General features: G+C 59.1%; 20 protein-coding genes and 1 pseudogene. 13 read left to right on the top strand and 8 right to left on the bottom strand.

The genetic code is table 11. From position 1 onward, the window contains the following. The first annotated feature begins 26 nt into the window (after nucleotides 1-26). Nucleotides 27-767, top strand: a complete 741-nt coding sequence (gene ssb, locus WKI89_RS12000) for a single-stranded DNA-binding protein (RefSeq protein WP_337869935.1) — start codon at nucleotides 27-29, stop codon at nucleotides 765-767. A gap of 64 nt (nucleotides 768-831) precedes the next feature. Here ssb and WKI89_RS11995 read toward each other — a convergent pair whose 3' ends face one another. Together WKI89_RS11995 and aceB are read right to left on the bottom strand one after the other, a co-directional pair. Then, the gene (locus WKI89_RS11995; protein WP_337869933.1) at nucleotides 832-1,797 is read right to left on the bottom strand and encodes a hypothetical protein; all 966 of its coding nucleotides are present in this window, start codon (nucleotides 1,795-1,797) and stop codon (nucleotides 832-834) included. A 304-nt stretch (nucleotides 1,798-2,101) separates the two neighbouring features. Next, entirely contained in the window at nucleotides 2,102-3,676 is a 1,575-nt protein-coding gene (gene aceB / locus WKI89_RS11990) for a malate synthase A (protein WP_337869932.1), read from the bottom strand. 147 nt (nucleotides 3,677-3,823) lie between these two features. On the opposite strand from aceB, the gene WKI89_RS11985 reads away from it, so the two are divergent. Beyond that, nucleotides 3,824-4,636, top strand: a complete 813-nt coding sequence (locus WKI89_RS11985; protein WP_337869930.1) for an IclR family transcriptional regulator — start codon at nucleotides 3,824-3,826, stop codon at nucleotides 4,634-4,636. Between the two features lie 147 nt (nucleotides 4,637-4,783). Here WKI89_RS11985 and WKI89_RS11980 read toward each other — a convergent pair whose 3' ends face one another. Further along, nucleotides 4,784-5,845 (bottom strand): cyanophycinase, encoded by a 1,062-nt coding sequence (locus WKI89_RS11980; protein ID WP_337869929.1) that lies wholly within the window; start codon nucleotides 5,843-5,845, stop codon nucleotides 4,784-4,786. Nucleotides 5,846-6,023: 178 nt separating this feature from the next. Next, nucleotides 6,024-6,464, bottom strand: a complete 441-nt coding sequence (gene speD, locus WKI89_RS11975; protein ID WP_337869928.1) for an adenosylmethionine decarboxylase — start codon at nucleotides 6,462-6,464, stop codon at nucleotides 6,024-6,026. A gap of 280 nt (nucleotides 6,465-6,744) precedes the next feature. Here speD and WKI89_RS11970 point away from each other — a divergent pair, with 280 nt between their 5' ends. The 4 genes from WKI89_RS11970 to WKI89_RS11955 all read left to right on the top strand — a co-directional run bounded on the left by WKI89_RS11970 (nucleotide 6,745) and on the right by WKI89_RS11955 (nucleotide 11,405). Next, nucleotides 6,745-7,497: a succinate dehydrogenase gene (locus tag WKI89_RS11970; protein WP_337869927.1), complete on the top strand. Its 753-nt coding sequence runs from the start codon at nucleotides 6,745-6,747 to the stop codon at nucleotides 7,495-7,497. A 12-nt stretch (nucleotides 7,498-7,509) separates the two neighbouring features. Then, nucleotides 7,510-9,339, top strand: a complete 1,830-nt coding sequence (locus WKI89_RS11965) for a fumarate reductase/succinate dehydrogenase flavoprotein subunit (RefSeq protein ID WP_337869925.1) — start codon at nucleotides 7,510-7,512, stop codon at nucleotides 9,337-9,339. Nucleotide 9,340: 1 nt separating this feature from the next. Beyond that, nucleotides 9,341-10,111, top strand: a complete 771-nt coding sequence (locus tag WKI89_RS11960; RefSeq protein ID WP_337869924.1) for a succinate dehydrogenase/fumarate reductase iron-sulfur subunit — start codon at nucleotides 9,341-9,343, stop codon at nucleotides 10,109-10,111. 418 nt (nucleotides 10,112-10,529) lie between these two features. Continuing rightward, nucleotides 10,530-11,405 carry a GGDEF domain-containing protein gene (locus tag WKI89_RS11955; RefSeq protein WP_337869923.1) on the top strand — a complete coding sequence of 292 codons (876 nt, stop codon included), beginning with the start codon at nucleotides 10,530-10,532 and terminating at the stop codon, nucleotides 11,403-11,405. Here the strand turns inward: WKI89_RS11955 and WKI89_RS11950 are convergent, their stop codons facing one another. The 3 genes from WKI89_RS11950 to mnmA form a co-directional block, all read right to left on the bottom strand. Then, nucleotides 11,406-11,924, bottom strand: a complete 519-nt coding sequence (locus tag WKI89_RS11950; RefSeq protein WP_337870002.1) for a hypothetical protein — start codon at nucleotides 11,922-11,924, stop codon at nucleotides 11,406-11,408. Next, nucleotides 11,819-12,334: a hypothetical protein gene (locus WKI89_RS11945; RefSeq protein ID WP_337869921.1), complete on the bottom strand. Its 516-nt coding sequence runs from the start codon at nucleotides 12,332-12,334 to the stop codon at nucleotides 11,819-11,821. The genes WKI89_RS11950 and WKI89_RS11945 overlap by 106 nt, the downstream gene beginning before the upstream one ends. Before the next feature lie 66 nt (nucleotides 12,335-12,400). Further along, complete coding sequence (gene mnmA / locus WKI89_RS11940; RefSeq protein WP_337869920.1) at nucleotides 12,401-13,501, bottom strand: tRNA 2-thiouridine(34) synthase MnmA; 1,101 nt, start codon at nucleotides 13,499-13,501, stop codon at nucleotides 12,401-12,403. Between the two features lie 102 nt (nucleotides 13,502-13,603). Here mnmA and WKI89_RS11935 point away from each other — a divergent pair, with 102 nt between their 5' ends. The 3 genes and pseudogenes from WKI89_RS11935 to WKI89_RS11925 all read left to right on the top strand — a co-directional run bounded on the left by WKI89_RS11935 (nucleotide 13,604) and on the right by WKI89_RS11925 (nucleotide 14,344). Beyond that, a complete protein-coding gene (locus WKI89_RS11935) occupies nucleotides 13,604-13,759 on the top strand; it encodes a hypothetical protein (protein ID WP_337869918.1) in 156 nt (51 codons plus the stop codon). Between the two features lie 12 nt (nucleotides 13,760-13,771). After that, nucleotides 13,772-13,975 (top strand): annotated as a pseudogene (locus tag WKI89_RS11930) (META domain-containing protein); the annotation flags it as partial. Between the two features lie 90 nt (nucleotides 13,976-14,065). Beyond that, the gene (locus tag WKI89_RS11925) at nucleotides 14,066-14,344 is read left to right on the top strand and encodes an META domain-containing protein (RefSeq protein ID WP_337870001.1); all 279 of its coding nucleotides are present in this window, start codon (nucleotides 14,066-14,068) and stop codon (nucleotides 14,342-14,344) included. Nucleotides 14,345-14,353: 9 nt separating this feature from the next. On the opposite strand, the gene WKI89_RS11920 is transcribed toward WKI89_RS11925, so the two are convergent. Next, nucleotides 14,354-14,875: a Uma2 family endonuclease gene (locus WKI89_RS11920; RefSeq protein WP_337869916.1), complete on the bottom strand. Its 522-nt coding sequence runs from the start codon at nucleotides 14,873-14,875 to the stop codon at nucleotides 14,354-14,356. 252 nt (nucleotides 14,876-15,127) lie between these two features. On the opposite strand from WKI89_RS11920, the gene pyrR reads away from it, so the two are divergent. From pyrR to WKI89_RS11900, 4 genes are read left to right on the top strand one after another with little or no spacing between them, the layout of a single operon-like run. Next, entirely contained in the window at nucleotides 15,128-15,673 is a 546-nt protein-coding gene (pyrR, locus tag WKI89_RS11915; RefSeq protein WP_337869914.1) for a bifunctional pyr operon transcriptional regulator/uracil phosphoribosyltransferase PyrR, read from the top strand. After that, nucleotides 15,652-16,602 (top strand): aspartate carbamoyltransferase catalytic subunit, encoded by a 951-nt coding sequence (locus WKI89_RS11910; protein WP_337869912.1) that lies wholly within the window; start codon nucleotides 15,652-15,654, stop codon nucleotides 16,600-16,602. The genes pyrR and WKI89_RS11910 overlap by 22 nt, the downstream gene beginning before the upstream one ends. A 14-nt stretch (nucleotides 16,603-16,616) precedes the next feature. Beyond that, nucleotides 16,617-17,936, top strand: coding sequence for a dihydroorotase (locus WKI89_RS11905; RefSeq protein ID WP_337869910.1), 1,320 nt, complete (start codon nucleotides 16,617-16,619; stop codon nucleotides 17,934-17,936). A gap of 53 nt (nucleotides 17,937-17,989) precedes the next feature. Further along, nucleotides 17,990-18,469, top strand: a complete 480-nt coding sequence (locus WKI89_RS11900; RefSeq protein ID WP_337869908.1) for a hypothetical protein — start codon at nucleotides 17,990-17,992, stop codon at nucleotides 18,467-18,469. The last annotated feature ends 276 nt before the right edge of the window (nucleotides 18,470-18,745 follow it).

The following is an 18,745-nucleotide window of genomic DNA, read 5'->3' as shown; positions in this document are numbered from 1 at the left end:
TGACCGTAACACACAAGGAGAAAAACATGTCCACCAATCTAATCCTCATCAGCGGTGTCCTCAGCAAACACGAACTTCGCTACACCCTCAAAGGCACGCCCTTGCTCGAGGTGTCCCTTGTTGGCAAGCGGGCCGTGGGTGAAAATCACCTCTTCTTCCGCGCCGACCTCACCTTCTATGGCAAAATGGCCGAGAATTGGGCCGATCAGTTGGTAGATGGGCAGGCTTATCAGGCCATGGGCCGCCTGGTCTACGAGTCCTGGGAAGTAGAAGGGGTGAAAAGTTCGCGCTTACGCATCGTGGGCGAGGAACTCTTCAAGCTGGAAAACCCCGATATCCGCGAGGAGGAAAAAGGGCCGGTACTGTATGGGGCCGAGAACCGGATCATCTTGTCCGGTGGCCTGACCGCCGATCCCGAAATTCGCCAGACCTCCCTCAAAACCCCGGTAGCCAAGGCCAGCCTGGGCTTCTCGAGCTGGGATGCTTCGGCTGGCCAAGCCAAGAGCCACTATATCGAGTTGGAAGCCTGGCGCGACCTAGCGGTGCAGTTTGCCCACCTCAAGAAGGGCTTCCCGGTGCTGCTGGAAGGCGCGCTCAAGACTGAAGTTTGGGAAGACCAGGAAACCAAAACCAAGCGCTACAAGCGGGTTTTGGAAGTCCAGCGCGTGACCCCGCTGGCCCGCATTCGTCCTGCGGCGCGGGATCAGCAAGCGCCTACACAGGTCGAGCGCCTTAGCAAGTCAAAACAAAAGACCAACGCTGCGTAAGTTCTGCCTAAGGGCCTAACAGCAAGACGGGGGATGGTGAATCCCCCGCGTCTGTTTGGTGGCCTCAAGGCCCAATTTTTAGGGTAATGCTGGTCGGGGTAGCCACCCCCATTTCCGAGGTGCTAAGCACAGGCCCGGTGAAGCTGTCCTTGCCGTCGTTAACGGCACGAAGATTGATAAACACGTCACTGTTGGGGTCGGGGGCTGGACGCTTCACCTGGCCGGCGGGGATGGTGAAGCTGCGCTCCGTGCCGGGGATATCCGCTTTGATGTAGTTGGTTGGGCCGTTGCCCAGCAAATGCAGATGGAAGCGGTCGGGGTTGGGGCCGCTGTATGTCCAGCTTACGGTGAGCGCGGTATTGGCGGGAACGCTCGAGCCCGCTGCCGGCGCGGTAATGGTAGGGGCCGGGGGCACGGTGGCCTGGGCGGTGATGGTGCCCTCGGGCACAGCAATGTTGAGGTTAAGCGAGGTTCCTTCCGTTACACCTGGGATTGCGCTGACATAGTAAGACCCCGGCGAAGAACGATAGGGGAGCGCAACGCCATTTATGCTGACCGTAGCAGCGTTGTAGTTTACCCCTGAGTCCGTAATGAGGTAGACATTTGGATTGCTTGCCCCTAACCACTCACCCCACACCCTGTATCGGGTGGCCGCGGCAGCAGGGGTTTGAACTTCGGGGGCGGTTACAAAGTCGCTTTGTGTGCTGTCTTTAGCCGAGCGGATGCGGTAGGTGTAGCGGGTGTTGGGGCTCAGGCCGGTGTCAGTGTGGCTTTGCCCGAACGGTCCGCCGACCTCGTGGTTGATCTCGACCAGCAGCGCAAAGACCCCGTCTGCGATCTTACGTTCGATCTGGTACTTGGTTGCCCCGTCCACCTTGCGCCAGCTAAGTCCTACCGAGGTGGCGGAGCCCACCGTAGCGGCGAAATTCTCGGGTGCAGCCAGTCTGGCTGAGCTGGGGTTCGGGGAGCTACAGCCAATAAATGAACCCAGTCCAAGCAACAGAACCAACAAAAGCAGGTTTTTTCTCATGCGTCACCTCCCAGGCTTGGCGCTCACCTCGGCGTATTGGATGGGCGTTTCGGGGGGCCAGGTTGGTCGGGTTTGACCTCGATTGCGATTGTTTCATCCTTTCCCCTTTAACAACCCTTTACCGCAGGCTGCCAGCAAGGCCCTTTTAGTGGCGGTGCAACGAGACTTGTCCAGGGCCGTCAACAGGATACTGGAGCAGGGTTGAACGACCCATGAACGGGGCGCCCATCGAGATGTCCCCATTCGCTTACCGCAAAGTTCACCCGCCTCGAGCCGCTCGAGGCGGGTGGCCCGGGGGTGTTTTTTAGGCCAGCCGCTCGTAGGCCGGCAGGGTCAGGAACTCCTTGAACTCCGGCTGCAAGACCAGTTCATCCAGGAGTTGGGCAGCCTCTTCCAGGTTCTTCAGGCCGGCCAGCTTGGCCATCTCTTCTTGCTTGAGCTGGGCGTATAGCTCCCTAGTAAAGGTGCGGCCATCGTCCAGCCGGGCCCCTTTGCGCAGCCACTGCCACAGTTGCGAGCGGGAAATTTCGGCGGTGGCGGCATCCTCCATCAGGTTGAAGATCGCCACCGCGCCGCTTCCACCCAGCCAGGCCGCCATGTATTGCAGCTCCACGCTGATGTTGTTGCGAATCCCCGCCTCGGTAATCTTGCCGCCCGCCACCTCGAAGTTAATCAGATCTTCGGCTTTTATCTTGCCGTCCACATCCTCGCGCAGGCGGTCTTTCTGGTTGGGCTTCTCACCCAGCACCTTATCGAATACCGCCATGGCTACCGGCACCAGGTCGGGGTGGGCCACCCAGGTGCCGTCGAAGCCGTCCCCCGACTCCCGCTCCTTATCTTTGGTGACCTGCTCGATGGCCTTGGCGTTCACCTCGGGGTCTTTGCGGCTGGGGATAAAGGCCGACATCCCCCCAATGGCATGGGCCCCACGCTTGTGGCAGGTACGCACCAGCAGCTCGGTGTAGGCCCGCATGAAGGGTACGGTCATGGTGACCTGGGCCCGGTCGGGGAAAAGCACCTCGTGGGTGGCGAACTTTTTGATGCAGCTAAAGATGTAGTCCCAGCGCCCTGCGTTGAGGCCAGCGGCGTGTTCGCGCAACTCGTAGAGGATTTCCTCCATCTCGAAAGCGGCCAGGATGGTCTCGATGAGCACCGTGGCCCGGATGGTGCCCTGGGGAATGCCCATATAGCTCTGGGCAAACTTGAAGACATCGTTCCAGAGGCGGGCCTCGAGGTGACTTTCGGTCTTGGGCAGGTAGAAGTAAGGGCCACTGCCGCGTTTTAGGAGTTCATGAACGTTGTGGAAAAAGTACAACCCGAAGTCAAAAAGGCTTCCGGACATGGGTTCGCCATCCACCAACACGTGCCGCTCGTTCAAGTGCCAGCCGCGGGGACGCACCAACAAAGTAGCAATTTTCACGTTTAGCTGATATTCCTTTTCGGGCGTGCTGAGGCGGATGCTGCGGCGCACCGCATCCATTAGGTTTTGCTGACCCTGCACCACATTTTCCCAGGTTGGCGAGAGCGAGTCTTCGCAGTCGGCCATGAAGACCTTGGCCCCGGAGTTGAGAGCATTAATCATCATTTTGCGCTCGGTGGGCCCAGTGATTTCGGTGCGGCGGTCGTTGAGGTCGGCAGGCGCCGGCGCCACTTTCCAGTCGCCCTCGCGCATGAAGCGGGTATGCGGTAGAAAGCCCGGTTTCTCCCCTGCTTCGATGCGTTTGGCAACTTCGGTACGGCGTTGTAGCAAACCCTTGCGAACTGCATTAAATTCACGTTGGAGTCCGGCCAGAAAGGCCAGGGCTTCGGGGGTGAGCACCGTATCGGAAGCAGGTAGTCTGGGGCCAATAATCTGCACACCGTGGGGCATCTCGCTCATAGGGGTCTCCTGGTAAGAGTGAATTGGGAGCAGCACTGCTTGCCCCCTTGCTATGCCAAAGCCTAGCCCCTTGAAAATAAGTTTGTCAACCAATGGGATTATTTTGCATCTATTGAAAATTACCTCGAGCTGGTTTAGCCTTGCTTCATGGAAACCAAGCGTCGCCCAGGGCGCAGCCGCTCTACAGAAGTAAGCGAGGTACGCACCTTGGAGCGGGGTCTGCACCTGTTGGAAGTGCTCTCCGAGGCCGAGACCCTCTCCTTATCCGAACTGGCCCGCAAGACCGAGCTTTCACCCAGCACCGCCTACCGGCTTTTAGAAACCCTGCGCCGCCGGGGCTTTGCCGACTGGGACGAGGCCAAGGGCCTCTGGAAAGTAGGCCTGCGGGCTTATCAGGTAGGGTCGGCTTTCCTTACGCGGGGGGGGCTGATTGATGCGGCGATGCCCGAGATGGAAAAGCTGGTAGATGAACTCAACGAAACCGTCAACCTAGCCGTACTAGATGGCAACGAAGTGGTCTACATTGCCCAGGTCGAGGGCCGCCAGCTCATCCGCATGTTTACCCGCATTGGAGCCAGAGCCCCCATCTACTGTACGGGGGTCGGTAAAGCCCTGCTCCTAGAACACAGCGAGCCAGAAGTTCGCCGGATTGTGGGAGCCGGGCCCTTCAAACCCTATACCGCCAGGACCATCACCACCTTAGATCGCTTCCTCGAGACCCTACAAGAAGCCCGCCAACGCCGCTACGTGATGGACGATGAAGAACGCGAAGATGGGGTACGTTGCATTGCCACCCCCATCCACGACAACCGGGGCAAGGTGGTGGCCTCGATGTCCCTCTCGGCCCCTGCCAGTCGGGTTCCCAACGAACGTTTGGAAGCGCTGGGGGCCAGGGTTCGACAGGCCGCCGACGCAGTTTCGGCCCGACTGGGCTGGACTGGTCAACCCAACTCGCTCTAAGTTGCGCCAGGGTAGATTGGCAAAACCAGCGGAATCGGCAAGGCGTACCTGACGCAATTCCCCACTGATCTTTGGGGATCGGATCTCGCATTTCATCTATGGAGACACTTGGTGCGCAAATAGCAAGAAAACTTTCGCTGTGAACTTTCAGCCTTCCGCTTTGGACTCGACCTCGACCCGTACACGAATTGCTTCGAATTGCAGCCCCACCCGCAGCACGCTATAGCGGTCACCGGGGGCGAAGTTGCCGTAGTAACCCTGGGTTGATGGGGTTTTGAAGAAGCGAGCCCGGATACCTCTGGCGCTAAAGGCTGCTTCCGCAGTAGCCCCAAATGAGAGTCCGACCGCCGAAGACTCGGCGCTCTCGATCAACTGAATCAGCACGGAGGTAAGGGCACGGGAGCCAAATATATCGGTGCTGGCAATATTTTTAACCTCCAGGTCGGGTTCGCCGATGGGCCTTCGCTGGGGGTGAATCAAAAAGGTTTGTTGCGTCGGATCGAAGCGATCCCCCTGGGCCAGCAGGCTGATTTGTAGGCCTATGGGGGTGCGCTCTACAAAAACCACGTGACTTATCCCCACCACCTCCCAGGCCCCCTGTTCTGGTATTACCAGCGCAGTGTTCTCGTCTACACCCACACCTAGCGACACCTGCGCTTGCCCCATTGCCCCGATAAGCCGCCCGAAGCGCCCCCAGGCCAGGAAATGCTGGTCTACCTGCAGATTTTCTATGAAGCCGAACCCAGGTTCCACCGTCACAGGTTCACCCTCACCCAACCAGGTATCCAGACTTCTACCACCGGAAATCATGGGATCGGCCATGACGGCGGTTCCAGCGCTGCTGCCCGAGACCCCAGCACCCTCTGTGAACCTACACCGTAGCACTTCCAACGCGGGTGTGCCCAACAGCGCCTGGGTCAGGTTGCGCTGGTCACCACCACCGAAGTAGAAACCCGTACAGCTTGTGATTTTGGCTAGAACCTGGGGGTCATGGGCCTGAGTTGCCGCGTTTTGCAGGGTGATGTCTATGCGCTGCGGGTCAAAGCCGTGGGTTTTGAACATCGCAGCGTCAGTCTCCCAGCTTTTATCTGGGTTGCTGCTGGCCGTGCTGAAGAGGCCGATCCGCGGTCCACAATGCTCGAGGATTTTCTCAAATACAACCTTATTGTCTGGGCTTAAAGCCCCGCCCACCAAAATGACTGTGCCCATACGCACTCCAAGCCAAAACCAGGGTTTCTCCTAGCCTCAGCTTACCTGCTTGGGACTTACCCCCCAAGTAACTCGACTGCAGCCAGCTCCACAGGCATGCGGGCACTGCACCTATAAACCTACGTATCGGGCACAGGTCGGATCGGCTTGAGAAACTTACTGTGACGCAGCTTAGACGCTACCCTATTCGGGCTTCCAGATACTCCCGTTCACCCAACACGATCTGCCGAGCAAGTTCGATGTCTTTGGGATACTCCTTGCCTCGATTAATCAGATAAGTTTCGTAGCGCCCGATTTCGAAGCGCTCCACCACGCTTTTGAGGGCTCTGCCCAGATCAAATTCTTTGCAGGAGAAGATGTCCACACTGATAAACCGCTGGCTGGGAAAGGTGTGGATGGCGATGTGGCTCTCGGCAATAAGCACCACACCGGTTACCCCTTCTGCATGACCTGGTTGAGCAGCGTAGCGCTGCACGATAGGTGGCAGCACCTTGGTCATTTCCATTTCTTCGGGCAGTTCCTCCAAAACTTGCCGCACAAGTTCGAAGTCGCCTAGCTTCTCAGCGTTCGCGTGGTAGCCGTCAATCATCAGGTGCGGGCCAAAACCAAATAGTTCCAACCTCGGTTCCTCCAAAAGCTTGCGGCTTTCAAGCACAGATGCTTTGTCCGCAGCCCTGCTAGACGGCCACGCAAGGGTCGCCTAAACAGCCCATCATTATGGACCTCAGGGGAGGAGGTGTCAATCAATGCATAAAAAACTTGTCCTGGACACAAAATAGATGCGATTTCCAGAAGGTAGATTGGAATAAATGTTATTAATTACACCAGTCCTCCCCAAGGGCCATTGTGTGCTTCTTTAGTTTCCATACCTGCCCTAAAGCAGGTATAGTCTAGGGGAAATGAGCACGAAACCTGTGACGGGTACAGAAAAACGGTTAACAGATCGGCAGGATAACTGGTGGATTGAGCCCCTATTTACAGTGCTGAGCCTGGGCCTATTTGGGTTATATGCCATGTGGGTGGCCTGGAATCGCCAGCACTACGAGTTTGGGCCTTATGTGTCGCCTTTCTACTCGATCCCCATTCCAGGTGTTCACGCCCGCGACCTAGATTGGCTGGCGATCTCACCGGCTTTCCTGGTGTTGTGGATTCCGCTGGGCTTCCGCGCTACTTGTTACTACTACCGCAAAGCCTACTATCGGGCATTCTTCTGGGATCCCCCCGCCTGTGCAGTGCCCGAGCTGCGCAAATCTTATAGTGGCGAACGGGCCTTCCCGTTTGTGCTCAATAACCTGCACCGCTACTTCTGGTATCTCTCCATCCCGGTAATGATTTTCCTGTGGTACGAAGCCATCAAAGCCTTCTTCTTTGAGGATGGTTTTGGCATTGGGGTAGGCAGCCTGATCATGCTGGCCAACGTGATTCTGCTCTCTTACTACACCTTTTCCTGCCATGCCTGGCGGCATATCGCAGGCGGGTGTCTCAACTGTATGTCCAAGAACAAAACCCGCTACAACCTGTGGCAGCGCATTACCCGCATCAACGAGAGCCACGGGTTCTGGGGGGTAACCAGCATGCTCTCGGTGTGGTTCACCGATGTCTACATTCGCCTTTGCTCGATGGGTACCATCACCGATTTTCGCTTTTTCTAAAGGAGCCAGACCATGGAATCCTACACAACCTACGACTACGACGTACTGGTAATTGGCGCGGGTGGCGCGGGTCTACGAGCTGCCATTGCGGCCATCGAAAAAGGGGCCAGGGTGGGTGTGGTCACCAAAAGCCTGCTGGGTAAGGCCCACACCGTAATGGCCGAGGGCGGCATGGCCGCCGCCATGGGCAATGTGCGCTCAGAAGATAATTGGAAGGTGCACTTCCGCGACACCCTCAAGGGCGGGGGGATGCTCAACAACTGGAAGATGGTGGAGAACTACACCAAGGAAGCCCCCGACCGTGTGCGCGAACTGGAGCAGTGGGGTGCCGTTTTCGACCGTACCCCCGACGGCCGAATCAACCAACGTAACTTTGGGGGACACTCGTATCCTCGCCTAGCCCATGTGGGTGACCGAACCGGCCTCGAGCTCATCCGCACCCTGCAAGACCACGCCGTGAAGCTCGGCATTAATGTCCACATGGAAACCACCATCTACCGCCTTCTGACCGACGGCGGCGCAGTGGTGGGGGCGATGGGCTTCAACCGCCAAACCGGTGACTTCCTAGTCTTCCGGGCCAAGGCTGTGGTTCTGGCTACAGGTGGGCTGGGACGTATCTACCAGATCACCTCCAACTCCTGGGAGTGTACAGGTGATGGCTTTGCCCTGGCCTCGATGGTAGGTGCCGACCTGATTGACATGGAGTTCATCCAGTTCCACCCTACCGGTATGATCTGGCCGCCCGGCGTGATGGGCGTGCTTGTTACGGAGGGGGTGCGCGGCGAGGGCGGGGTACTCAAGAACAGCGAAGGCAAGCGCTTCATGTTCGATAATGTGCCCGAGCGCTACAAGGGCGAGTTCGCCGAGACCGAAGAAGAGGCTGAAAAATGGCTGAACGGCGACCGCGAGGCCCGCCGCCCACCGGAGTTGCTGACCCGCGATGTGGTGGCCCGTGCCATCCGCCGCGAGGTGAACGAAGGGCGGGGCAGTCCGCACGGTGGGGCCTTCCTCGACATTGCCAGCCGCCGTAGCGCCGACTACATCAAGAAGAAGCTTCCCAGTATGTACCACCAGTTCATGAAACTGGCCAACCTCGACATCACCAAGGAGCCCATGGAAGTGGGACCGACCTGCCACTATGTGATGGGCGGCATCCGGGTAGACCCGGACTCCCAGGCCACCAACGTCCCCGGTCTCTATGCGGCGGGCGAGGTAGCGGGCGGCTTGCACGGCGCGAACCGCCTTGGCGGAAACTCACTGTCCGACCTAGTGGTATTTGGTCGCCGGGCAGGACTCGCGGCAGCTGAATATGCGGCGGCCCAGAGCGGCTCCTACAAGGTGGACGAGACCCAGATTAGGGCCTACATTGCCGAGGCCACCGCCCCTTTCTCCAACCCCCAGGGCGAAAACCCCTTCGCGTTGATGAAAGAGCTACGCCAGACGATGCAGAAGAACGCGGGCATCATGCGGGAGGAGGGCGAGCTCAAGGCCCAACTGGACATTCTGGCAAACCTCAAACAGCGCGCTAAGAACACCACCGCTGGCGGAACCCGCGTCTACAACCCCGGCTGGCACACCGCCATTGACATCCAACTGATGGTCGAAATCGCCGAGGCTGTGGTGCTGGCTGCCCAGGCCCGCAAGGAGAGCCGGGGTGGGCACGCCCGTCTGGACTACCCGGAGCCCGATGCCACCTTCGCCAAACTCAATCACATCATACGTCGTAGCAGTGATGGCACCCTCAGTGTGGTAGCCGAGTCACTGCCGGAGATGCCCGAAGACCGGCGCAAGATGGCCGAGGCCAAGGACTTGAAAGAACTAAGCGACAAAGTAGGAGCCTGAGATGCAGAACCTCAATTTCAAGGTATACCGGGGCGATAGGAACGGTGGTGAACTCAAGGACTACACCGTGACGGTCGAGGAAGGGATGGTGGTGCTGGACGCCATCCACCAGATCCAGGCGGAGCAAGCCCCCGACCTGGCCTGCCGTTGGAACTGCAAGGCTGGGAAGTGCGGCTCGTGCGGGGCCGAGGTCAATGGTAAACCAACCCTGATGTGCATGACCCGCCTAGACTCCATTGACACCTCCAAGCCCATCACGGTGCGACCTATGAAGACCTTCCCGTTGATCCGCGATCTAGCCACTGATGTGAAGTGGAACTACGAAGCCAATAAGAAGATCAAACCCTTCACACCAGCCCCCAACACCGACTGGATCATGATGCAGGAAGATGTGGATCGGGTACAGGAGTTTAGAAAGTGCATTGAGTGCTTCCTGTGCCAAAATGTTTGCCACGTGTTGCGCGATCATGACGAGAAGACCGGCTTTATCGGGCCGCGCCTGCTGGTGCGAACCGCGAGCCTAGAAATGCACCCCCTCGACACCGCCAATCGCCTGGACATGCTCAAAAACGAGGGTGGCATTGGTTTCTGCAACATCACCAAGTGCTGTACGGAGGTCTGCCCCGAGCACATCCACATCACCGATAATGCCATCATCCCGCTCAAGGAGCGTGTGGTGGACGAATATTACGATCCGGTTTTGAGTTTCTTCCGGCGCCTATTTGGTAGCAAGAAGCGTTTCGAGAGCACCGGGTCGGCTGCCGACGATTGAATAGCCGTCGCCCCAACCCCTCTCCCAACGGGAGAGGGGCTTTTGTTTAGTACAAGATGAGCCTCTTTGAGCCAGCTCGGTAGTTTTTGGTAGCCTTATTCAAACAGCAAGAGCAGTGCTCACAAATACCCCAAACAGCAGAAGTGGTGGGCGCACTCAGCACCCAAGCCATTTGCGAAACACCCAGAATATTGCAGAATGGGAGCGAAACTTTATGTTGCCTCAACCGATTCTCGAGGACGTAGATTCTACTGCATCCTTACGCACTAGAGCCTATTTCTTTTTTCTGCCTGTCGTGGCCTGGGCCGGCTTGATAGGTTGGCTTAATTTGGACTTGACCCAAGAGGAAACCTTCTATGAAAAATACGCGCTGTTGATAATTGCTGGTTGGCTGCTGATTTGTTGGATGGGGCTGCTGGTGCCCAGATGGATTGGCTTTCGCACCATCGAGCGTGGGGTGTTCTGGGGTGTAGCACTTTTTTTGGTGCTGAACATTTACTACAACATGCGGGTTCTGCAACAGGAAGGCTTATGGATTTCCTCGCTCTGGATTGCCCTGGTATTCGTGATGGCCTATTTTGTATTCGAGCCACGCCAGGCTTGGCAAGTCTCGTTGGGCATTTTTTCTGCTTTTGTCCTGGTGGGGTTGCTGGCCTTGATACCACAGGTTCTGAGGGGAGTTTCGCTCGACCTGAACGCAATCGTACAGCTTTATGTTTCACAATTGTGCTATCTGGTTCTATTTCGCCTACTGGTACTGGCTAAGGAGCATTCGTTGCGCGTACGTCTGGAGGCCATCAAGTTGTACCAAATGGCGCGCACCGATCCCTTGACCGGCATCGCAAACCGCCGCTCGATCATGGAGGCGTTGCATCAGGCCCTCGAGCATCACCACAAAACCGGCCAACCCTTGTCGCTGGTGCTGCTGGATCTAGACCGCTTTAAGCAAATCAACGACCAGCACGGCCACGAAATGGGCGACAGGGTGTTGGTACACACAGCCCAACTTTTGCAGAAGCATCTGCGTCACAGCGATTGGATGGGGCGCTGGGGCGGCGAGGAGTTTTTGCTCTTGCTGCCCAACACCCCCTTACAGGAGGCCCAGCGGCTGTGTGAGCGGCTTCAGCAACTACTGATAGAAAATCCTCTGAGCGACGCAACCCCCATCTCGGCCAGCTTTGGCGTGACGGTAGCTACCCCAGGCGATACCCCCGACTACCTGGTTTCTCGAGCTGATACCGCCATGTACCTTTCCAAGCAGGCAGGGGGCAACCGGATTGAGGTAGTGGGCTAATCAGGCCAGACCACTGACCTCGAGCACAAACAACACATACATCACCAAGAACAGCATCCCCTCCCAGCTCGAGATGCGCCGATCCTGCACCAGCAGGTAGAACAAAAGCGAAGCCCCCACCACAAAGGGCAGGGCGAAGCCGGTCAGTTCGGGGGGTGCCTGGACGGTACCGTAGACGGCCCCGATCCCCAACACCACCAGCGCATTGAAGACGCACGAGCCCAGAATGTTGCCCACCGCCATGGAAGCTTTCCCCTGGCGTGCAGCAGCAAGGCTCACCACCAGCTCGGGCAGGGTCGTACCCAAAGCCAGCAGCGTAACCGCCACGAGGGCGTTTGGAACACCCAGGCCGGCTGCCAGCCCTTGCAGACTGCTCACCGTCCAGTCGGCCCCAAAGTAGACGCCCACCGCGCTCAGTCCCACAAGCAGGAGGTCGCGCAGGGCCAGGGGGGCTCGAGCCTGCCGGGTCGCTTTGCTGCTGCCTTCCCTAAGAAGATAGGCCACATACACCCCATACACCGCCAGCAAAGACAGCCCTCCACCCGGCCCACCACCCCATCGAACATCACCACCCCCAGCACAAACGCCGAGCCCACCAGAAAGTGCAGGTCAATGGCGATATAGGCCTCACCCAGATAGACCGGACGCAGCACCGAGAAAACCGTGCTGACCCCCAGAATCAGGAGCAGGTTGGAAACATTAGCCCCCAGTACGTTGCCGCTGACGATCTGGGAAACCCCCTGGCTCACCGAAAAAAGCCCGGTGATGAGTTCGGGCAGCGAGGTGCCCACCCCCACGATAATCACGCCCACCATGAAGCTAGACAGCCCCAGGGCCAGCCCTATGCGCTCGGCGGCCCCGGTAAACAAGCGGGCCGAAACCAACAGCAGGGCCAGGCTTCCAATAAAGGTCAGGAGGTGTAACCACATGGGTAGCTCCAGCTCGAGGCTACCCGGAGGGTTTGGGAAAAAGCAAATGGACTGGGAAGCGCTCTGCTAGGCAGGTATCAAAGACCGCCCCAACCCGAGGGCGTTGTATAGCAGCCTGGCGATAAAGCCCCCGCCCAAAAGCCGTTCACCTTGGTACAGCACCGCCGACTGGCCTGGGGTCACGGCAAACTGGGGCTCCTCCAGCCGGATGACCAGCCGCCCTGCGCCCATGGCCTCCACCCGGGCCGGCACCGGTCTGGTGCGGTAGCGCACCTGCACCTCGAGGCGCTCGGGTAAGTCCTGCGCTTCGACCAGCAGGTTGACCTGGCGGGCCTCGAGGCCCCCCCACAAGCAGGCTTCCTTGGGCCCCACAATCACCTCGTTGGTGGCGGTGTTCACCTGCACCACGTAGCGCTCGAGGTGGCTCTTCCACAGGCCCAGGCCCTTTTTCTGACCCACCGTGTAGAACTGCGCCCCGCTGTGTTCGCCAATCTGCTGGCCGGTCTCGAGGTCAATCAGCGGCCCCGGACGGGCCGTGAGGTGCTGGGCCAGAAAATCCTTCAGGTCGCCCTGCACGAAGCAGATGTTCTGGCTCTCGGGCTTTTTGGCCGTAGGCAGACCAAACTGCTCGGCCAGGGCCCGCACCTGGGGCTTTTCCAGGTGCCCCACCGGGAAGAGCATATGGGGAATGGCCTCCTTGGGCGTGCCCCACAAAAAGTAGGTCTGGTCTTTCTTGGGGTCGCCCCGGTACAGCCCCCCGTCGCGGTTGATGACGTAGTGCCCGGTCGCCACGTAGTCGCAGCCCAGCATCCGGGCTTTCTTCAAAAGCGAGTCGAACTTGACCCGGGTGTTGCAGTTGACGCAGGGGTTGGGGGTCTCGCCAGCCCGGTAGCCCGCGATAAAGGGATCGATAATTTTTTCCTGAAACTCCTCGCGGTAGTCGAGCAGGTAAAAAGGAATACCGAGGATATCGGCCACCCGCCGGGCCTCGTAGGCGGCGTCGGGCGAGCAGCAGGTCTCGAAGCAGTCGTCTTTTTTGTTGTCGGGCCAGAAGCGCATCATGGCCCCGATGACCTCGTAGCCCTGCTGTTTAAGCAAAGCTGCGCTCACGGAGGAGTCCACCCCCCCGCTCATGGCAGCCAGTACACGACCTTTTGACACAAACATCCCCTAACTGGGCGGGCCGCCCACAAGTATTAAGTGTACCTGATGACTCTAGGAATCAGCCCACACTTCAAGCTGGCAAACTGAGGGGAGGAGACCAAAGCCATGAGATTAATCATCTTGTTCGTCCTGATCTTCCATACTGCGCTGGCCCAAAGTCCAAACCTGGACGGCTCCCGCTGGGTACTCTCCGCCTACGCCCAGGGTCCGCGCTTCGTGCAGGTATCCCCGACCTACGGCGCGACCCTCGAGTTCACCTAAGGCCGGGCAGGCGGCTACAACGGCTGCAATAGCTTCGGGGGCACCTACACCCAGGAGGGGAGCCAACTGAGCTTTAGCGCCATGGTTCAGACCATGAAGGCCTGCCCCGACCCGCTGGGCAGGCTCGAGCAAACCTACAACCAGTTGCTAACCCAGGTGCGCTCCTTCGCACTCACCTCCGGCGTCCTGCGCCTGAAGAACCAGGCCGGAAAGACCATCCTGATCTTCGCCCAGGCCCGCCCCCAGGACCTCCAGGGCCACGAGTGGCAGGTCACAGCCCTGAATACCGGAAGCGCCGTTGCTTCAGTGGTGGCAGGCACCCAGCCTACCGCCCGCTTCGTTCAAGGACGCGTTAGCGGCAATACCGGCTGCAACCAGTTCTCGGCCAACTATAGCCTGGAAGGCTTCAACCTCGAGATAGGCCCTGCCATCAGTACCAAACGCGCGTGCCTGAACGAAGAGGCCGGCAAGCAAGAAATTGCTCTCCTGCAAGCCCTGGAAAACGTAGTGAACTTCAGAATTGTGGGCAACCAACTGACCCTTTACGACAAGGAGGGCAGAATTTTGGTTACCCTGCACCGCTGAACACTGCGTCTACTGAACATGATAGGGAAATAACTCCTCGACAGCGATCTTCCAGCCCGGTACCGCAGGCTCGGCCTCCGCCAAGTCGCCCCGCCGGTAGATGGTGGGTGTTCGAGGGTCGCTGGCTCGGTAGACGCGCACCACATCCACCCCCAGCATATCCACATCCCAGACCACTTTTGTGCCGGCAGCAAAATAGTCCAAGCGCTTCTGGGCTATTTCCTCTTCGGCTCGCTTGCCATAATCGCCCTCGCTGCGAACTTCAACGGCAAACACCGGAGCCCCTTCCAAGAATTTCTTCCCCGACGGAGGGCCGACATAGTAAGCAGCATCTGGGCTGAAACTCTTGCGTTTGGGTAAGTCCACCACGAAACCAACATTGTCTACGATTGCATATCCATTTTTGTGCGTTTTGGCGTAGCTATGTAGGCTGAATAAAATCTGCATCGCGGCAAATCCGGGCAGAAATCCAGTCGGTGGTATACGAACAATCTCCCCACTAACCAGCTCGGCCTTGCCGGACTCTTTCATCAGGTCGTCGAGCGTGGCTTCCTTGACCCTCGCTATGCTCCCAGTGTAGCTCAGTTATTGACCGATTGAGCCCCGCCGCCTTACCATATCTGTTGGGAGTTATCCCGTGCCTTTAATCCCGATCCTGCGAGGTCGGAAAGGAGACCCAATGAGCCTTATCGAAGCCACAAAAATAGAGCCATGCGCCCGGAGCGGGCGCATTTTTCTTGCCGCACCTTCCCGCCAAGGTAGGTACGGTGCAACGGAGGCCACATGACCTTCAAGTCCAAGCTGCTCAACGATGAAGAAGTACGCCGGGCCCTCACGCGCATCGCCCACGAGGTCATCGAAAAGAACAAGGGCACCGACAAACTCTGCTTTGTGGGGATTCACACCCGCGGCATCAGCCTGGCCAAACGGCTGGTCGATCTGGTCGAAAAGTTTGAGGGAAAACGGGTGCCAATGGGCATTCTGGACATCACCCTCTACCGCGACGACCTAAGCGAGATCGGCCTGCAGCCCAAGGTGCGCGAGACCCGCATTCCCTTCGACCTGGGCGGTAAGGCTGTGGTGCTGGTGGACGACGTGCTCTACACCGGACGCACCGCACGGGCTGCGCTGGATGCCCTGATTGACCAGGGCCGCCCCAGCCGGATTTATCTGGCCGTGCTGGTAGACCGCGGACACCGCGAGCTGCCCATCCGGGCCGACTTCGTTGGCAAAAACCTACCCACCTCTAAAAGTGAAGTGGTGAAGGTCAAGACCCAGGAAGACGACGGCGAGGACGCGGTGGAGCTATGGGAGGTGGAGGCATCGTGAGCGAGACGGCTACCCCAAACTTCCCCAAACACCTGCTTGATTTTCGGGACTGGAAGCGCCACCAGGTGGAGAGCCTGCTCGAGACCGCCCAGATGATGCAGGAGGTGCTGGCCCGCCCAGTCAAGAAAGTGCCGGCCCTCACGGGCTTTACGGTGGCCACGGTCTTCTTTGAGCCTTCAACGCGCACCCGCATCTCCTTTGAGCTGGCCGCTAGGCGCATGTCAGCCGACGTGGTGAGCTTTTCGGGTGCCACCAGCTCCACCACCAAGGGTGAAACCTACCGGGATACCTTACGGACGCTGGATCAGATGGGCATCGACGCCTACATCCTTCGCACCGATGCCGCTGGGGTGCCCCATCAGGCCCACGGTTGGCTGCACAAGCCGGTCATCAACGCGGGGGACGGCTGGCGGGCCCACCCCACCCAGGCCCTGCTGGATGCCTTTACCCTGAGGGAAAAACTGGGCAGCCTCGAGGGCAAGAAAATCGCCATCGTAGGGGATATCCTGCACTCCCGCGTGGCCCGCTCCAATGCCGAGTTGCTGCCCATGCTGGGGGCTACTGTGGTGGCCTGTGGCCCGGCCACCCTCCTTCCGGGCAGCCTGCCCGGCGCCGCCCTTACCACCCATCTGCGGGAAGCCCTGCACGAAGCCGACGCGGTGATGGTTCTACGCTTGCAAAAAGAGCGGATGGAAAAGGGTTTGCTGCCCTCGCTACCGGAGTACATCGCCGCCTATCAGATCACCCACGAACGCCTGAACTGGGCCAAGCCCGGGGCCCCCCTCCTCCACCCCGGCCCTATGAACCGCGATGTAGAGCTGGAAGGCACCCTGGCCGACTCCCCCCAGAGCCTGGTCGAGCGCCAGGTGGCCAACGGGCAGGCCGTGCGGATGGCCGTGCTGTACCACGTGCTGGTGGGCAAAAGTTAATTGCAAGGAGCCACATGAAGGGCGAGATTCTAATCAAAAATGTAAAGCTGGTAGATGGGCGCGGCCTGCACGGCAGCGCCGATGTGCTGATTGGTGAGGGTCGCGTTCTTTCGCTCTCAGGCGGCGAGGCACCCAGGGTGCTGGAGGCCTCCGGCATGGTGTTGTCGCCGGGGTTTGTAGATCCCCACGCCCACTTGCGCGAACCCGGCCAGGAAGTCAAGGAGGATCTGCAAAGTGGCCTGACCGCGGCCGCTCGAGGTGGTTATACCGATGTGGTCTCCATGCCCAACACCTCCCCGGTGGTGGACAGTGCCGAGATCGTAGCAGCCTTGAAGAAAAAAGCGGCCCAGATTGGGAGAGCCCGGCTGCACCCCGCCGCGGCCCTCACCCAGGGGCAGGAAGGCAGAGTGCTGAGCGAGGCCCATCTGCTACGGGAGGCTGGAGCCGTCATGCTCACCGATGATGGCAGAACCAACGAAGACGCCGGCGTGCTGGCCCAAGGCCTGCTGTATGCGGCCTCCTGGGGCCTGGTGGTCTCGGTGCATGCCGAAGATGCCGGGCTGCGTCGGAACGGGGTCATGAACGAGGGGGCGGTCTCGTTCCGCCTGGGCCTGCCCGGCAACACCGGCTACGCCGAGAGCGCGCGTATCGCCAGAGACCTAGAGGTGCTGCGGTATGTGCTGGATCGCCTGGCCGCCAAGGCCCCACCAGACCGCCTGCTGCACATCCAGCACCTGAGCACCAAACGGGGCCTCGAGCTCATCCGCCAGGCCAAGCAGGAGGGGCTGCCCGTCACCACCGAGGTCGGGCCCCATCACCTAACCCTGACCGACGAGGCCCTGAACGAACTGAACCCCCTCTACAAAGTAGCCCCGCCGTTGCGTACCCAGCGCGATGTGGAAGCCCTTATCGAAGGCCTGCTGGATGGCAGCATCGACTGTATCGGCACCGACCACGCCCCCCACACCGCCGACGAAAAGGCGCTGGATCTGCTGCGGGCTCCTTTTGGCATCCCCAGCCTCGAGGTCTGCTGGCCGCTTCTGTACACCGAGCTGGTAGAGAAGCGGGGCTTTCCTTTGGATGTGCTGGTGGCCCGCTTCACCGACGGCCCCCGGCGCATCCTGGGCCTTCCCCCGCTGCACCTGGAGGAAGGGGCCGAGGCCAGCCTGGTGCTGTGGGATCCGAACACCCCGCGTCCGGTGGAGCCCCAAACCTTTGCTTCCAAGGCCAGGTTCAGCCCTTGGGCTGGCTGGGAATTACAGGGCTGGCCGGTAGGCACCTGGGTAGAAGGACGGATGGTGTTCAAGGCCATGGAGAACGAGAGGGTCGGGTAACCCGGCCCCGGTATAAATGCTTCACTCAGGAACTGGTTTAAACTCGAGGTACTATGCGTTCGTTTCCGCTGCTTCTTGTTCTTAGTGGTCTTTTGTTCGGCTGTAGCAACGCACCCTTGAGCGTGGCTTTGCGCGATTTTGATGTGGATGTGGTCGCTTTTCAAAGCAACAAAATCGTGTTTGTGAAGCAAAGCTTCGACCGGCCCCCAGTCAGCCTGTCCAGGGTTGAGCTCGAGGGCAACCTTACCTACAAAACCGGGTTCACCTTTAGCTTCTTTGCTAGCGACACCGAGCCCTGTAACACCCAGAGTTACGGCGTTTATGTGTGCGACCCCAGCTCGAGCTTTGAACAAATCGGTTCGGCCAACTTCCAGTCCGGCCCTACCCAGCCCCTAAAGCTGAGCGGCAACCAACTAACCAGCGGCATCAACAGCGGCAATCTCTGGATAGGGGTACGGCTCGATAGTGGGCTGGCCACCGCTGGCACCTTGAATTTTCGCAACATGGTCGCGCGGGTGGCCCTCGTTCCCTAACGCCACGAAACGGGCTTGTCAGCGCTCCCGAAGCAGCCCAAACGCAAACCGTCTCAGACTAGACTATCTTCAGCCGGCTTGAGAGTCAGGGCTGTCGGCCCGGATAGCTTACCCACCTATGGTATACGGATACGTCAGGGAGAAAAATACCTTCGTGTGCTACCTGCAGTCTACCCTTCCACCCCCGCCATCCTGAGCAGAAGACGGCTGCGGATGAGGTTGTGCACCAGCAGAATCAGGTTCACCCGCGCCAGGAAACCTGCAAACGACCGGGCC

This window comes from Meiothermus sp. (assembly GCF_037443965.1).
GTDB lineage: Bacteria > Deinococcota > Deinococci > Deinococcales > Thermaceae > Meiothermus.
Note: the sequence above shows the minus strand (reverse complement) of the source record. Positions and strands in the feature narration are given on the sequence as shown.

Bases quoted from the DNA above. Each gene is read 5' to 3' on its own strand.
- ssb (WP_337869935.1), top strand. From the start codon at position 27: ATGTCCACCAATCTAATCCTCATCAGCGGTGTCCTCAGCAAACACGAA.
- WKI89_RS11995 (WP_337869933.1), bottom strand. From the start codon at position 1,797: ATGAGAAAAAACCTGCTTTTGTTGGTTCTGTTGCTTGGACTGGGTTCA.
- aceB (WP_337869932.1), bottom strand. From the start codon at position 3,676: ATGAGCGAGATGCCCCACGGTGTGCAGATTATTGGCCCCAGACTACCT.
- WKI89_RS11985 (WP_337869930.1), top strand. From the start codon at position 3,824: ATGGAAACCAAGCGTCGCCCAGGGCGCAGCCGCTCTACAGAAGTAAGC.
- WKI89_RS11980 (WP_337869929.1), bottom strand. From the start codon at position 5,845: ATGGGCACAGTCATTTTGGTGGGCGGGGCTTTAAGCCCAGACAATAAG.
- WKI89_RS11970 (WP_337869927.1), top strand. From the start codon at position 6,745: ATGAGCACGAAACCTGTGACGGGTACAGAAAAACGGTTAACAGATCGG.
- WKI89_RS11965 (WP_337869925.1), top strand. From the start codon at position 7,510: ATGGAATCCTACACAACCTACGACTACGACGTACTGGTAATTGGCGCG.
- WKI89_RS11960 (WP_337869924.1), top strand. From the start codon at position 9,341: ATGCAGAACCTCAATTTCAAGGTATACCGGGGCGATAGGAACGGTGGT.
- WKI89_RS11945 (WP_337869921.1), bottom strand. From the start codon at position 12,334: ATGTGGTTACACCTCCTGACCTTTATTGGAAGCCTGGCCCTGCTGTTG.
- mnmA (WP_337869920.1), bottom strand. From the start codon at position 13,501: ATGTTTGTGTCAAAAGGTCGTGTACTGGCTGCCATGAGCGGGGGGGTG.
- WKI89_RS11935 (WP_337869918.1), top strand. From the start codon at position 13,604: ATGAGATTAATCATCTTGTTCGTCCTGATCTTCCATACTGCGCTGGCC.
- WKI89_RS11920 (WP_337869916.1), bottom strand. From the start codon at position 14,875: ATGAAAGAGTCCGGCAAGGCCGAGCTGGTTAGTGGGGAGATTGTTCGT.
- pyrR (WP_337869914.1), top strand. From the start codon at position 15,128: ATGACCTTCAAGTCCAAGCTGCTCAACGATGAAGAAGTACGCCGGGCC.
- WKI89_RS11910 (WP_337869912.1), top strand. From the start codon at position 15,652: ATGGGAGGTGGAGGCATCGTGAGCGAGACGGCTACCCCAAACTTCCCC.
- WKI89_RS11905 (WP_337869910.1), top strand. From the start codon at position 16,617: ATGAAGGGCGAGATTCTAATCAAAAATGTAAAGCTGGTAGATGGGCGC.
- WKI89_RS11900 (WP_337869908.1), top strand. From the start codon at position 17,990: ATGCGTTCGTTTCCGCTGCTTCTTGTTCTTAGTGGTCTTTTGTTCGGC.